Here is a 12889-nt window from a genome sequence, read left to right as displayed (position 1 = left end):
ATACAATAATTCTTTTTTTTTTTCTTTTGCCGTCCGTCGCCGCGATCCGGGGGGGGGGGGGGGGGGGGGGGGGGGGGGGGGGGGGGGCCCCCCCCCCCCCCCCCCCCCCCGCCCGGTTTCCGCCGGTGTGCCACCGTGTTCGAAAGAACCCCGCCGTCGTAGCCGGAGGGGGCTGCCACCTGGGGGTCCCCTCCGGCGTCATGCCGTCGCTTTCACCGCGTAGTCCTTGACCCGCATCGAGTCGTGCATCCGCACGCCGCCGGTGTTGAGCTTGGCGATCGCCCGGGTCAGCCCGGCCGGCAGCGCCGAGACCAGCTGCCCGCCGCGGGCCAGCGCCCAGACTCCGGCGCGGGAGGCCGGGATCAGGCTTCGCGCGGCCCCCATCGCGAACGCCCGGCTGCGGCGCACCAGCTCGCCCATTTCCCGTTCATACGCGGCGAAGGCGCGCTCGTGGTCCCCGTTCGCCTCGGCCAGCTCGCCGGCCAGGACGTACGCCCCCAGCACCGCGAGGCTCGTGCTTCCGCCGACGGCCGGCCCCGGGCAGTAGCCGGCGTCGCCGACGAGCGTCACCCGGCCGCGGGACCACGTGTCCAGCCGCAGCTGGGTGATCGAGTCGAAGTAGAACGGGCCCGGGCCGTCGAGACCGGCCAGCCAGCCGTCGACCTGCGGATGCATCCCGGAGAACGCTGCCCGGAGCAGCTGCTGCTGGCGGGAGACGTCGCGGTGGTGGTAGTCGAGCGGCTCGTCGCGGCGGAACAGGAACACCGCGCGGGCGTCGTCGAGGTGCCCGGCGCTGTAGAGGGACGCCGTGCGGCCGGGGCCGAGGTGGGTGACGGCCTCGCCGTCGAGCCCGAGGGTGTCCGGCAGGGACAGCACCGCCAGGTACGCGCCGATGAACGTCGTCAGCCCGGCTTCTTCCCCGAAGACGAGGCGCCGGACGTTCGAGTGCAGCCCGTCGGCGCCGACGACGAGGTCGAAGCGGCGCGGCTTGGCGTGCTCGAAGGTGACGTCGCCGTCGGGGGAGATGCCGGTGATCGAGTCGCCGAAGAGGTACTCGACGTCGTCGCGGCCGGCGTCGTAGTAGATCTCGGACAGGTCGTCGCGCATCACCTCGACGTGCCGGTCGGAGGTGGCCTGGAAGACCTTCGACAGGTCCACGTGCAGGGGCTTGGGGCTGCCTTCGCGGTGCAGCGTCATCCGGGTGGTGCCGGTGGCGACGGCCTCGACGCGGGGCAGGACGCCCATCAGTTCGGTGATGTCCACGGCCGGCCGGAAGAGGTCGACGGCGTGGCCGCCGGTCTTGCGCAGCTGTGGTGCGCGCTCGACGACGGTGACGTCGAAGCCGTGACGGGTGAGCCAGTACGCCAGCACCGGTCCGGCGATGCTCGCGCCGGAGACGAGGATCCGCATGAGTACCTCCCTGACTTAACGGTCGGTAAGTTGTACCACAGTTCCTTACCTATCGTTAAGTCAGTTATGCTGGGGCGGTGCCGAAACCGTCCGACACCAAGCAGCGCATCCTCGACGTCGCCCGCGACCTGTTCACCAGCCAAGGCGTCCAGCGCACCAGCCTGCAGGACATCGCCGACCGGCTCGGCATCACCAAACCCGCGCTCTACTACCACTTCCCGTCGCGCGACGACCTCATCCTCAGCATCGTCCAGCCGCTGCTCGACGACGGCGAGGAGTTCCTCCTCGCCCAGGAAGCCCGCGGCGACGCCCCGGTCCGCGAGCTGATCGAAGGCTTCTTCGACTTCAACCACCGCCACCGCGCCGACGTCGTCATGCTGCTGGCCGAGATGCCGACCCTGGCCGACCTCGGGCTCATCGACCGCGTCCTGGCCTGGCGGACCCGCCTCACCGCGCTGATCTGCGGCCCGGCACCCACCCTCGACCAGCAGGCCCGGGCCATCCTCGCCCTCGGCGGCCTGCAGGACGTCTGCATGCAGTTCCCCGACGTCCCGGTCGCCGACCTCAAGGCCGCCGCGGTCGCCGGCGCGCTCGACGCCCTCGGCCGCTGAAAAAATCTTCGCGGCGCGTGTCGAGAACGTCCGGGCGGCTCCGTCCCCGGGGCAGAACAGGCCACCGGACAAGGAGACCGACCATGCAGCAGAACGAGATCGCCGAGGTCCTCGACCGCCCGCTCAGCCGCGAACTGCTGGCCCGCGACGTGACCCGCGTGGCCTACGTCGCCAAGGACGGCACCCCGCGCAGCATCCCGATCGCCTTCACCTGGAACGGCTCGCAGATCGTGCTGTGCACGACGAAGAACTCCCCGAAGCTGCCGTCCCTACGCGCCAACCCCGCGGTCGCCCTGACCATCGACACCGAGGTCCACCCGCCCAAGATCCTCCTCGTCCGCGGCCGCGCGGAACTGGACGTCGTCGACGGCATCCCGGAGGAGTACCTGCAGATGAACGGCACCTACCAGATGACCCCCGAGCAGCGCGTCGAGTGGGAACGCGAGGTCCGCTCGCTCTACGACGGCATGGTCCGCATCGTCATCACCCCGACCTGGGCCAAGCTGATCGACTTCGAGACCACCCTGCCCAGCGCGGTCGAGGAACTGGCCCGGCAGCGCGCCGAGCGCGTCGGCTAACGCACCGCGGCGCGCTCGAGGATCGCTCCCGTGTCCACGCCGGCCGGGAGCGTGCCGAAGGCGATGCCCCAGTCGCCGCCGAAGCGGGACGCACAGAACGCGTCCGCCACCGCCGGGTGACCGTGGCGGACCAGCAGGGCACCCTGCAGCACCAGCGCCATCGACTCGACCACCCGCCGGGCCCGGTATTCGATGCCGTCCAGGTCCGTCAGCTCCTTGCGGACGCGGTCCACGGCGTCGTCGAGCCGGGCGTCGCCGCCGGCCGCCTGCTCGACCTCGGCGAAGAACGCCGCCACCGATTCCGGCTGCCGGCCCATCGCCCGCAACGCGTCCAGCGCCGCGACGTTGCCCGAGCCCTCCCAGATCGACGACAGCGGCGCCTCCCGGTACAGCCGCGGCATGCCCGACTCCTCGACGTACCCGTTCCCGCCGAAGCACTCCAGGGCCTCGGCCGCGTGCACCGGCGCCCGCTTGCACACCCAGTACTTCGACACCGCGAGCCCCAGCCGGCGGAACGCCTGCTCCTGCTCGTCGTCGCGCCGGTCGCCCGCCGCGGCCAGCCGCATCGCCACCGTCGTGGCCGCCTCGGACTCCAAGACCAGGTCGGCCAGGACGTTCGCCATCAGCGGCTGGTCGATCAACGCCTTGCCGAACGCCCACCGGTGGGTCGCGTGGTGCACCGCCCGGACCGCCCCCAGCCGCATGCCCGACGCGCTGCCCAGCGTGCAGTCCAGCCGGGTGTTGTTGACCATCTCGATGATCGTGCGGACCCCGCGGCCCTCCTCGCCGACCAGCCAGCCGACCGCGTGGTCGTACTCGATCTCCGACGACGCGTTCGACCGGTTGCCCAGCTTGTCCTTCAGCCGCTGCAGCCGGATCGGGTTGCGCGAGCCGTCCGGCAGCACGCGGGGGAGCAGGAAGCACGACAGCCCGCCCGGCGCCTGCGCCAGCGTCAGGAACATGTCGCACATCGGCGCCGAGGTGAACCACTTGTGCCCGACCAGGGTGTAGCTGCCGTCGGCGGCCGGGGTCGCGGTCGTCGTGTTCGCCCGGACGTCCGAGCCGCCCTGCTTCTCGGTCATCGACATCCCCGCGAGCAGCCCGCGCTTGGTGCCGGGCTCGCGCAGGCCGAAGTCGTACTCGGTCGCCGCCAGCAGCGGCTCGTAGCGCGCCGCCAGCTCCGGGGTCGCCCGCAGGGCCGGGATCGCCGCGTAGGTCATCGAAATCGGGCAACTGTGCCCGGCCTCGACCTGACCCCAGACGTAGAACTTCGCCGCCCGCGCCGCGTGGACGCCCTCGCGCGGGTCCCGCCACGGCGTGCCGTGCAGGCCGTGGGCCGTCGCGACCTTCATCAGCTCGTGCCAGTACGGGTGGAACTCCACCTCGTCGACCCGGTGGCCGTACCGGTCGTGCGTGCGCAGCACCGGCTCGTTCTCGTTGACCAGCCGGCCCCACTCCTGGGCCTGCTCGGTCCCGGCCAGCCGGCCCAGCTCGTGCAGCTCGCCGGCCGCCCAGCCCGCACCGGCCCGCTCGAGCCCGGCCAGCAGCGCCGGGTCGTCGGCGACGTCGTGCCCCACCAGCGGCGGGACCTGGTTGGTGACCTCATGCGTGGCGGGCATCGGAGCCTCCTAGAGCGCGAAGGATGAACGTGCGAAGCTCGGCGACGTCACCGGCGTTCCCGCTGGTCAACGGCCCGATCAGGACCTCGGCGGCGGCGCCGACCAGCGCAGCGGCGGTGAGCCGGCCGTCCTGGGGCGGCAGCACACCCTCCCGCACGCCGGCGGCGACGTGCTCGGCGATGACCTCGGTGAAGGCCCGCCGGAACTCCAGCCGCTCGGCATCGATGAGCACGTCGACCGGCTCGGCGAGCAGGGCGTACGCCTGCTTCGGCGCCTTGAGCGCGCGCTGGGCGAAGGTGTCGACGGCTGCCAGGACCCGTTCGGCCGGGGCACCCGCCTCCGCCGACGCCGTCCGGACCGCTTCGACCTCCCGCGTCACGACCTGCCGGAAGACGTGCACGACCAGGTCGGCTTTGGTGGGGAAGTGCTGGTAGACACTGCCGACGGCCACTCCGGCCCGCTCGGCCACGGCGGCGACGGAGCAGCCGCCGTAGCCGTGTTCGGCCAGCTGCCGGGTCGCGGCGGCGACGATCGTCTCGCGCTGGGCGTCGAGGCGTTCCTGCACCTTCGGGGTGCGGCGGTAGGGCACGTCAAGAAGTGAAGCACCGATTCATTGCTTCAGCAAGGCCGGGTCCACATCGGGCTCCACCGCGCCCTCGGCTTCGCACCCGCCGGCGTCTACCGGCAGGTCGGCTGGAAACACGGCGCATGGCACGACGTCGCCTGGGTCGAAAAGAACCTACGCGCAACCGACGGTTGCACATCGGCGCCCGCCGAGCTAACGTGACACGCAACAAAAAGTTGCACAAGGAGCCTCACATGGAACACGGCAGCATCGAACGCGAAATCCACATCGACGCCCACCCCGACGTCGTCTTCGACGTCGTCAGCAGCCCCGAACACCTCCGCGAATGGTGGCCCGACGAAGCCGAATACCCCGTCGAACCCGGGGGAGACGGCCGCATCGGCTTCGGCGGCTCCTGGGTCCGCTTCACCGTCGTCGACGCCAGCCCACCCCGGCACTTCTCCTTCCGCTGGACCCACGCCGAAGGGGAGACCGCCGCCCCCGGCAACTCCTTCCTCGTCGTCTTCGACCTCGAACCCACCGCCACCGGCACCCGCCTCAAAATGACCGAAACCGGCTTCCGCGAACGCGGCTGGGACGAAGCCAAGATCGCCGCCGAATACGCCGACCACGTCACCGGCTGGGACCACTTCCTGCCCCGCCTGCCCGCCTGCGCCGCCCAGCTCGGAGCCACCCGGTGACCACCGCCGTGGACGACGACCTCTGGTCGGCCGTCGGCGACCCCACCCGCCGCCGCATGCTCGACCTGCTGCTCAGCCAGGGGAGCGGCACCGCGACCAGCCTCAGCGAACACCTGCCCGTCACCCGCCAGGCCGTCGCCAAGCACCTCGCCGTCCTCGACCGCGCCGGCCTCGTCCACGCCCGCAGCGCCGGCCGCGAAAAGCAGTTCCACGTCGACGAAACCCAGCTCGCCCGCGCCGTCGCCCAGCTCACCGACGTCGGCAACGCCTGGGACGCCCGGCTCCGCCGCATCAAGACCATCGCCGAAACCATCGAGAAGAAGAGAAAGCCGTAGAAAATGGACATCCTGCACCGCATCGGCATCCACCACGCCACCCCGGACCAGGTCTTCGACGCGCTCACCACCATCGACGGCCTCGCCGGCTGGTGGACCGAAAAGACCGAAGGCAGCACCGAACCCGGCGGCGTCATCGCGTTCCGCTTCATCCCGGGCGGCTTCGACATGAAGGTCCTCGAACTCGACCCGGGCCGGCTCGTCCGCTGGGAAGTCGTCGACGGGCCGCCGGAGTGGCTCGGCACGACGATCCGCTGGGAGCTCGAAAAGCGCGACGACTACACGATCGTGCTGTTCAAGCACGAAGGCTGGCGCGAGGCGGTCGAGTTCATGCACCACTGCAGCACGAAGTGGGCGATCTACCTGATGAGTCTCAAGCAGCTCGTGGAGACCGGGGAGGGTGCCCCGGCACCGCGGGACGTGATGATCAGCGACTGGCACTGACGTTACTTGACATAATGTACATTATCGGCACTTAGGGACGTGCTGGGCGGACAGCCCGGGAGGGGTCGGATCCGGGGTCGGGTGTTGTCCAGGTTGCAGGAGCGTTCGCTTCGCCAGGACGGCTCCTGTCAGGGTTTCGACCTCTCACTCGGCCGGCAGTTGGCCGATCTGAGCCCTGAGAGGCCCGGGAGCATCCCCTGAGGGACGCGAACCCGATGTCCGGCCACTCGACCTCAAAACGTCACGGTGACGAAACTGTCCGAGGTTTGGTCACCCTGGCGTTGCTGTGCGGCACGGTTGGCGACCACGGATCGGCGGCCTCGGCCTCCCGAACCCCGGGTCGCCGGCCGGGTCGTGTCGAACATGTGTGCGTATGCCCCGCAGTGGCGTGCAGCGGCGTCCGGAGGCTCGAAACGGCCTCGGGAGGATCCTCGTGTCCCCCGGGGAAGATCCCTGGGTCAGACCGGCGTTTCATGCATAATTGCCATTATGCATGAAACGCCGGGTTCGGGCCCGGACGCGGAAACTGTCGGTGGCGTGCGGTACAAGATCCACATGAAGGTTTCCGAGGCCCAGCAAGCCTTCTTCGCGGCCCGCCGGCCGCGCAAGGACTCCCCGCACACCACCGACGCCTACCGCCGCGATCTCGCCGGCATCACCACTCTCCTGGTTTCGGAGCTCGGCCGTCCGGCCGAGGACCTCGAGGTGGCCGACCTCACCGGGCCGGCGCTGCGGTCGGCGTTCGGCGTGTTCGCGGACGGGCACGCGAAGAGCTCGGTGCTGCGGGCGTGGTCGACGTGGAACCAGTTCCTGACGTTCTGCGTGGCCGACGGGCTGCTGGCGGGCAATCCGATGGGTGCGGTGGCGCGGCCGCGGACGCCGGCGTTGACGCCGAAGCCGTTGCGGGGCGAGGAAACCCCGGAGCAGCTGCTGTCGGCGGCGGCCGCCGGGTCGCGGCGCGCGCGGGATCCGTGGCCGGAGCGGGACGTGCTGGTGATCGCGCTGGGGTTGGTGGCGGGGTTGCGGGCGGCGGAGATGCGGGCGTTGACGTCGCGGTCGCTGGTGGGGCGCGCGGGTGAGTTGCGGTTGCACGTGAAGGGGAAGGGCAGCCGGGATCGGTCGATTCCGGTGCAGCCGGTGCTGGCGGAGCTGATCGAGCGGTACCGGGAGTCGTGCCGGGTGCGGTTCCCGAACGTGCGGTTCTCCCCTGGTTCGCCGTTGCTGCTGGATCGGGCGGGTGAGCCGATCGGGCGGGGTGCGCTGGAGTACCTGGTGAAGTCGTGTTACCGGGGTGCGGGGTTGCACGACCGGGTGCCGGTGGGGGCGAATCTGCACGCGTTGCGGCACACGTTCGCGACGCGGCTGGCGGAGGACGGGGCGACGGCGTCGGAGATCATGGCGTTGCTGGGGCACGCGAGCTTGGCGACGAGCCAGAACTACATCGAGGCGACGGGCCGCGAGCAGCGCGCGGCGGCGGCGAGCAACCGGACTTATCGGGCGTTGGACAGCTTGGGCTGAGGTTCCGGAACGGACGACACGTGTGTTGGGAGGGACGACACGGCGGCCGGGGGTGGGTCAGCGAAGTTGTTCGAGGTCTTTGGCGGCGCGGGCGATTTCGGCGGCGAGGCCGCGGAGTTCTCGGGGGTCGGCGCCGTCGTCGGCGGCGGTGACGATGTCTTCGGCGGCGCAGCGGAGCTGGAAGAGGCGGTCCTGGAGGGCGGCGATCTCGGTGTCGGAGAGCACGACGGCGTCTTCGGGCAGGCCGCTGCGCTGCAGGGCCGTACGGCGTTCGTAGGCGCGCTGGCGGCAGGATTGGCCGCAGTAGCGCCGGCGGCGGCCGACGTTGCCGCCTTCGGGGAGGCGCCGTCCGCACCAGCCGCAGTGCTTGGGGGCGCCTCGGCGGGCCGGGGCGATGTCGATCGTGGTCGGCTGGGTCAGTTCGGCGGCTTCCCTCACCCGGGAGACCCTAGCTGGCCACCGTTTGCTCATGCCGGGGTCATGGCGGAAGGGCACACTTGGGGGATGCAGGCTTCGTTTCCGTACCTGGCCGACCCGGTCCCCCGTGCTTTCGCGCACCGGGGGTGGCACCTCGGTGACCTCGCGGGGTTGGAGAACTCGTTGCCGGCGTTCGAGCGGGCGTGCGCGGAGGGGTACCGGTACCTCGAGACGGACGTGCACGCGACGGCGGACGGTGTGGTGGTGGTCCACCACGATCCGAACCTGGATCGGACGACGGACGGGTCGGGGCCGATCGCGGCGCAGACGTGGGCGCAGCTGAAGAACGTGAAGGTGGGTGGGAAGGCGCCGTTGTCGCGGCTGGAGGACGTCCTGGAGGAGTTGCCGGACGCGCGGTTCAACGTCGATGTGAAGGCGGATCGGGCGGTGGAGCCGTTCGTGCGGGTGCTGGAGCGGACGGGGGCGTTCGACCGGGTGGCGGGGGCGGCGTTTTCGGACGCGCGGCTGGTGCGGTTGCGGAAGCTGGCGGGGCCGCGGCTGGTGACGGCGATGGGGCCGCGGTCGGCGTTCGCGTTGTGGGCGCGGGGCCGGTTGCCGCTGCTCCCCCTCGGGCGGCTGGTGCTGGGGGCGATGGCCCAGGTGCCGGTGCGGCAGGGGGTGTTGCGGGTGGTGGACAAGGCGTTCCTGGCGATGGCGGGGCGGTCGGGCATCGAGGTGCACACGTGGACGATCGACGATCCGGCGGAGATGCGGATGCTGCTGGACCTGGGGGTGCACGGGATCGTGACGGACCGGCCGGATCTGCTGCGTGAGGTGCTGATCGAGCGGGGTGCGTGGCGGCGGTCGCAGGAGTCTTGACGGCTCAGCGGGGTGGTTTGCCGGTCCAGGCGGCTTCCCAGGTCTTGGGGCCGAGGAGGCCGCTGTCCTTGATGCCGTTGGCGCGCTGGAGGTCGAGGACGGCGGTGCGGGTCTTGTCGAGGTAGCAGCCGGTGCCGGTGAAGCCGTAGCCGAAGGCGTTCATGCGGAGCTGGAAGGTCTTGAGGGCGTCGGCGCAGTCGCCGTAGGCGTAGACGACGCCGGGCCAGGCGGGGCGGGGGCCGCCGGGGCCGGGTGGCGGGGTGGGCAGGCCTCCCCCGCCGATGTAGGCGGATTCGGTGTAGCTGGGGACGCGTTTGCTGCGGGCGTCGGCGTCGGCGGCGAGTTTGAGCATGCCGGCGCACTGCCAGGGTTGCCAGCCGCGCATGCGGTAGAGGTAGAGGGCGCGGTAGTCCTGTTCGGCGGGGGCGGCCTGGTCGGGGCGGCCTTGGCCGCCGACGCTGCGCCAGGTGGGCAGGTCGAACTGGTAGGCGCCGTAGTAGCCGTTGCCGGTGTTGGTGGCGTAGCGGCCGCTGGACTCGCACATGCGGAGTTTGGCCCAGGCGGCCGCCGCGGGGTCCGCGGCGGCGGTGGCGGGGTTGAGCAGCGGCAGACCCATGGCGGCGAGGGCGAGGAGCAGGAGGCTCGTCACGGTGCGTCGGCGGTTCTGGATCATGGGTGCACAGTAGGAGCGTGTCCCAATGACCACAACAGACACGATGAGCGCTCAAGTCTCACATGAAACACTGTTCACTTTTGCCGACGACACGCCGTGAGGGGCGAACGGGGTGTCGTGGCGGGGCGGCGGATGATCACGAAGCGACAAACCGGACACGGTTTCGGTGGCGCGTTCTCGGGGGACGACGCGTCCCCGTAGTCTCCGCGCTGACCTGGAAGTTCTTGAGCCGAAGGAGCCGTGGATGACGCTGGCCGGGACGCGCTCGACCAAGCGCGAGCGCTGGGGCTGGTATTTCTACGACTGGGCGAATTCGCCGTTCTATTCGTCGACGACGACGGTGTTCGGGGCGCTGTCGATGAGCCCGATCGCGGCGGCGGACGCGAAGGCGAACATCACCCTTAACGGGGACCGTGCGTGCTTGGACGCGGCGGGCGAGGCGGACACGTTGCACCACTGCGACGTGACGTTGTTCGGACTGCACTTCCCCGCCGGTTCGGTGTGGGGGTACCTGCTGTCGGTGGCGACGGTGGTGCAGGTGCTGGTGCTCCCGATCGCGGGTGCGGTGGCGGATCGCAGTCACAACAAGCGGCGGATCCTGGGCGGGTTCGCGTTCCTGGGTGCGGCGGCCGCGGCGGGGATGTTCTTCCTGACGGGCTCGGACTGGCAGCTGGGTGCGGCGCTGTTCATCGTGGCGAACATCGGGTACGGGGGTTCGCTGGTCGTCTACTACTCGTTCCTGGCCGACATCGGCGGGCCGGACGAGCGGGACGGCATTTCGGCGAAGGGCTGGGCGTTCGGGTACCTGGGTGGCGGGCTGGCGCTGGCGTTGCAGCTGGGGTTCTACCTGAAGCACGACCTGTTCGGGGTGGATCAGGACCTGGCGGTGCAGATCTGCTTCCTGACGTCGGGGCTGTGGTGGGCGGCGTTCACCGTGCCGGCGGTGCGGCGGCTCCCCCGCCGGCACGTGCCGGTGGACGTCGCGCCGGGGCGGTCGGTGCTGCGGGCGGGGTTCGCGGAGCTGCGGCAGACGCTGGTGGCGGCGAAGGCGTATCCGCTGACGCTGGCGTTCCTGGGCAGCTACCTGGTCTTCACCGACGGGATCAACACGGTGGTGACGGTGTCGGCGCAGTACGGCAAGGACGAGCTGGGGTTCGGCAACAGCGTGCTGATCGTCACGATCCTGGTGATCCAGTTCGTGGCGTACCTGGGTGGGACGTTGCACGGGCTGGTGGCGCGGCGGTGGGGGGCGAAGCGGACGATCCTGGGCAGCCTGGTGGTGTGGATCGTGGTGCTGGGCGGGGCGTACTTCGTGCAGCCGCGGCAGATGCTGCAGTTCCTGGCGGTGGCGGTGGGGATCGGGCTGGTGCTGGGTGGGACGAACGCGTTGTCGCGGTCGTTGTTCAGCCAGATGATCCCGGCGGGCAAGGACGCGCAGTACTACTCGCTCTACGTCGTGGGCGAGCGCGGGACGTCGTGGCTGGGGCCGCTGGTGTTCGCCGGGGTCGGGCAGGCGACGGGGTCGTTCCGGCTGGCCATCATCGCGCTGGTGATCTTCTTCGCGGCCGGTCTGGTGCTGGTGTGGCTGGTGCCGGTGCGGCGGGCGATCGTGGCGGCGGGCAACACCCCGCCGGAGGTTCTGTAGCCACCGATAGGGTCGGGCGTCGTGACCTTGATCGACGACGCCGCCGGCCCTGATCCCACCGATGCCCTGTCGTCGGTTCCCGCGGCGGGTTCGCGCCGCGGGACGCCGCCGGTGGGCAGGCTGAAGTTCTGCTACGGGCCGATGGACTGCGGGAAGTCGACGCTGGCGCTGCAGATCGACCACAACCACGCGCGGCAGGGGCGCCGGGGGCTGGTGCTGGTGCGCCACGACCGTTCGGGGGCGCCGCAGATCTCCAGCCGGATCGGGCTGACCCGGCAGGCGGTGGAGGTCGGTGAGGACACCGACGTGCGTGACCTGGTGCGGCAGGAGTGGGCGCAGGGCCGGCACGTGGACTACGTGGTGGTGGACGAGGCGCAGTTCCTCTCCCCCGGTCAGGTCGATCAGCTGGCGGAGCTGGCCGACGAGGTGGAGATCGACGTCTACTGCTTCGGGATCGCGACGGACTTCCGGAGCCGGTTGTTCCCGGGGGCCGCCCGTCTGTTCGAACTGGCGGACGAGTTGCAGCCGGTTCAGGTGGAGGTGTTGTGCTGGTGCGGGCTGCCGGGGCGGTTCAACGCGCGGGTGGTGGACGGCGAGGTGGTGCGCGAGGGCGATACCGTCGTGGTGGCAGATACCGAACAATCCGTAGTTGAAACTTCAGCTTCAGTACGTTTTGAGGCCGAATTCACTACGGTGCGTTATCAGGTATTGTGTCGCCGCCACTTCCGAGCGGGTGACTTGGGGCCGGTTACCGCCCATCACGGTCAGTTACGGTTGACCTGAGCGAGACGCGAGTAGCCCATCCGGGGGATATCAGCACTAAGAAGGCCGTATTGACGTCACGCCGGAGCGCGAAATGCCTCCTACTAGTGGAAGCTAATGCAGGCGGGTGACGCAGCTCATCGTGAGCAACGACATGGTGTTCCGGGAATCCTCCGGGACCGCGGGTCGTTGCATAGGGTGAGCAACACCCTGGCTCCACCCCGGAGCTGACTGAAAGGACCCCACTATGGCCGACCGTGTTCTTCGTGGAAGCCGGCTGGGAGCGGTCAGCTACGAGACCGACCGCAACCACGACCTCGCCCCACGTCGCACCGTGCGCTACGCCTGCCCGAAGAACCACGAGTTCGAGGTGCCGTTCTCCGACGACGCCGAGATCCCGACGGCCTGGGAGTGCCGCCTGCACGGCAGCGAATCGGAGATCGTCGATGGCGGGCAGCCCGAGCAGAAGAAAGTCAAGCCGCCGCGCACCCACTGGGACATGCTGCTCGAGCGGCGCACGATCCCGGAGCTCGAGGACCTGCTGAACGAACGTCTCGCCGAGCTGAAGGGCCGCCGCACCTCCCGGTCGGCGTGACCCTCCAGAGCTCGGCCTTGTAGCCCAGCTCCCACCACAACGGAAAGGCCCCCGCGACCTCCCCCCGCGGGGGCCTTTCGCATGCCCGGCACCAGCCCCCCGGATGCGCCCCAATGTGGCGTTGGGTGCGTCCAACG

At 70.4% G+C, this 12889-nt stretch carries 15 protein-coding genes; 10 read left to right on the top strand and 5 right to left on the bottom strand.

Features of this window, described 5'->3' with window-relative positions; all coding sequences use genetic code 11:
* Nucleotides 1-198: 198 nt before the first annotated feature.
* Entirely contained in the window at nt 199-1410 is a 1212-nt protein-coding gene (locus ACWEVN_RS40545; protein WP_452054830.1) for an FAD-dependent monooxygenase, read from the bottom strand.
* 77 nt (nt 1411-1487) lie between these two features.
* Here ACWEVN_RS40545 and ACWEVN_RS40540 point away from each other — a divergent pair, with 77 nt between their 5' ends.
* Together ACWEVN_RS40540 and ACWEVN_RS40535 are read left to right on the top strand one after the other, a co-directional pair.
* Nucleotides 1488-2021, top strand: coding sequence for a TetR/AcrR family transcriptional regulator (locus ACWEVN_RS40540; RefSeq protein WP_310976073.1), 534 nt, complete (start codon nt 1488-1490; stop codon nt 2019-2021).
* A gap of 83 nt (nt 2022-2104) precedes the next feature.
* On the top strand, nt 2105-2599 hold the full coding sequence (locus tag ACWEVN_RS40535) for a pyridoxamine 5'-phosphate oxidase family protein (protein WP_452054829.1): 495 nt from the start codon (nt 2105-2107) through the stop codon (nt 2597-2599).
* Here ACWEVN_RS40535 and ACWEVN_RS40530 read toward each other — a convergent pair.
* Nucleotides 2596-4218 carry an acyl-CoA dehydrogenase family protein gene (locus ACWEVN_RS40530; protein ID WP_452054828.1) on the bottom strand — a complete coding sequence of 541 codons (1623 nt, stop codon included), beginning with the start codon at nt 4216-4218 and terminating at the stop codon, nt 2596-2598. The genes ACWEVN_RS40535 and ACWEVN_RS40530 overlap by 4 nt on opposite strands.
* Entirely contained in the window at nt 4202-4807 is a 606-nt protein-coding gene (locus ACWEVN_RS40525) for a TetR/AcrR family transcriptional regulator (RefSeq protein ID WP_452054827.1), read from the bottom strand. Before ACWEVN_RS40525 ends, ACWEVN_RS40530 begins: the two co-directional genes overlap by 17 nt.
* Before the next feature lie 230 nt (nt 4808-5037).
* Here ACWEVN_RS40525 and ACWEVN_RS40520 point away from each other — a divergent pair, with 230 nt between their 5' ends.
* The 4 genes from ACWEVN_RS40520 to ACWEVN_RS40505 all read left to right on the top strand — a co-directional run bounded on the left by ACWEVN_RS40520 (nt 5038) and on the right by ACWEVN_RS40505 (nt 7781).
* Nucleotides 5038-5484 carry an SRPBCC domain-containing protein gene (locus ACWEVN_RS40520; RefSeq protein ID WP_452054826.1) on the top strand — a complete coding sequence of 149 codons (447 nt, stop codon included), beginning with the start codon at nt 5038-5040 and terminating at the stop codon, nt 5482-5484.
* Nucleotides 5481-5819, top strand: coding sequence for an ArsR/SmtB family transcription factor (locus ACWEVN_RS40515; RefSeq protein WP_310976082.1), 339 nt, complete (start codon nt 5481-5483; stop codon nt 5817-5819). Before ACWEVN_RS40520 ends, ACWEVN_RS40515 begins: the two co-directional genes overlap by 4 nt.
* Before the next feature lie 3 nt (nt 5820-5822).
* Nucleotides 5823-6263, top strand: coding sequence for an SRPBCC family protein (locus ACWEVN_RS40510; protein ID WP_449688000.1), 441 nt, complete (start codon nt 5823-5825; stop codon nt 6261-6263).
* A 537-nt stretch (nt 6264-6800) separates the two neighbouring features.
* Nucleotides 6801-7781, top strand: coding sequence for a tyrosine-type recombinase/integrase (locus ACWEVN_RS40505; RefSeq protein WP_452054825.1), 981 nt, complete (start codon nt 6801-6803; stop codon nt 7779-7781).
* 57 nt (nt 7782-7838) lie between these two features.
* Here the strand turns inward: ACWEVN_RS40505 and ACWEVN_RS40500 are convergent, their stop codons facing one another.
* Nucleotides 7839-8219, bottom strand: coding sequence for a hypothetical protein (locus ACWEVN_RS40500; protein ID WP_449687998.1), 381 nt, complete (start codon nt 8217-8219; stop codon nt 7839-7841).
* Nucleotides 8220-8285: 66 nt separating this feature from the next.
* Here ACWEVN_RS40500 and ACWEVN_RS40495 point away from each other — a divergent pair, with 66 nt between their 5' ends.
* Complete coding sequence (locus ACWEVN_RS40495; protein ID WP_449687997.1) at nt 8286-9077, top strand: glycerophosphodiester phosphodiesterase; 792 nt, start codon at nt 8286-8288, stop codon at nt 9075-9077.
* Between the two features lie 4 nt (nt 9078-9081).
* Here the strand turns inward: ACWEVN_RS40495 and ACWEVN_RS40490 are convergent, their stop codons facing one another.
* Nucleotides 9082-9750, bottom strand: coding sequence for a transglycosylase family protein (locus tag ACWEVN_RS40490; RefSeq protein ID WP_449687996.1), 669 nt, complete (start codon nt 9748-9750; stop codon nt 9082-9084).
* 244 nt (nt 9751-9994) lie between these two features.
* On the opposite strand from ACWEVN_RS40490, the gene ACWEVN_RS40485 reads away from it, so the two are divergent.
* From ACWEVN_RS40485 to ACWEVN_RS40475, 3 genes are all read left to right on the top strand, one after another.
* A complete protein-coding gene (locus ACWEVN_RS40485; protein ID WP_449687995.1) occupies nt 9995-11395 on the top strand; it encodes an MFS transporter in 1401 nt (466 codons plus the stop codon).
* 21 nt (nt 11396-11416) lie between these two features.
* The gene (locus ACWEVN_RS40480; RefSeq protein WP_452054824.1) at nt 11417-12178 is read left to right on the top strand and encodes a thymidine kinase; all 762 of its coding nucleotides are present in this window, start codon (nt 11417-11419) and stop codon (nt 12176-12178) included.
* A 226-nt stretch (nt 12179-12404) separates the two neighbouring features.
* Entirely contained in the window at nt 12405-12752 is a 348-nt protein-coding gene (locus ACWEVN_RS40475) for an RNA polymerase-binding protein RbpA (RefSeq protein ID WP_452054823.1), read from the top strand.
* Nucleotides 12753-12889: the final 137 nt, after the last annotated feature.

The sequence above is a fragment of the Amycolatopsis sp. NPDC003861 genome, assembly GCF_053605405.1.
The sequence above is the reverse complement of the archived record's forward strand: the minus strand, read 5'-3'. Positions and strand labels throughout refer to the sequence as shown.

What these genes read in the sequence shown, in the direction of transcription:
- ACWEVN_RS40545 (WP_452054830.1), bottom strand. Translation starts at nt 1,410, where the DNA reads ATGCGGATCCTCGTCTCCGGCGCGAGCATCGCCGGACCGGTGCTGGCG.
- ACWEVN_RS40535 (WP_452054829.1), top strand. Translation starts at nt 2,105, where the DNA reads ATGCAGCAGAACGAGATCGCCGAGGTCCTCGACCGCCCGCTCAGCCGC.
- ACWEVN_RS40530 (WP_452054828.1), bottom strand. Translation starts at nt 4,218, where the DNA reads ATGCCCGCCACGCATGAGGTCACCAACCAGGTCCCGCCGCTGGTGGGG.
- ACWEVN_RS40520 (WP_452054826.1), top strand. Translation starts at nt 5,038, where the DNA reads ATGGAACACGGCAGCATCGAACGCGAAATCCACATCGACGCCCACCCC.
- ACWEVN_RS40510 (WP_449688000.1), top strand. Translation starts at nt 5,823, where the DNA reads ATGGACATCCTGCACCGCATCGGCATCCACCACGCCACCCCGGACCAG.
- ACWEVN_RS40495 (WP_449687997.1), top strand. Translation starts at nt 8,286, where the DNA reads ATGCAGGCTTCGTTTCCGTACCTGGCCGACCCGGTCCCCCGTGCTTTC.
- ACWEVN_RS40490 (WP_449687996.1), bottom strand. Translation starts at nt 9,750, where the DNA reads ATGATCCAGAACCGCCGACGCACCGTGACGAGCCTCCTGCTCCTCGCC.
- ACWEVN_RS40485 (WP_449687995.1), top strand. Translation starts at nt 9,995, where the DNA reads ATGACGCTGGCCGGGACGCGCTCGACCAAGCGCGAGCGCTGGGGCTGG.
- ACWEVN_RS40475 (WP_452054823.1), top strand. Translation starts at nt 12,405, where the DNA reads ATGGCCGACCGTGTTCTTCGTGGAAGCCGGCTGGGAGCGGTCAGCTAC.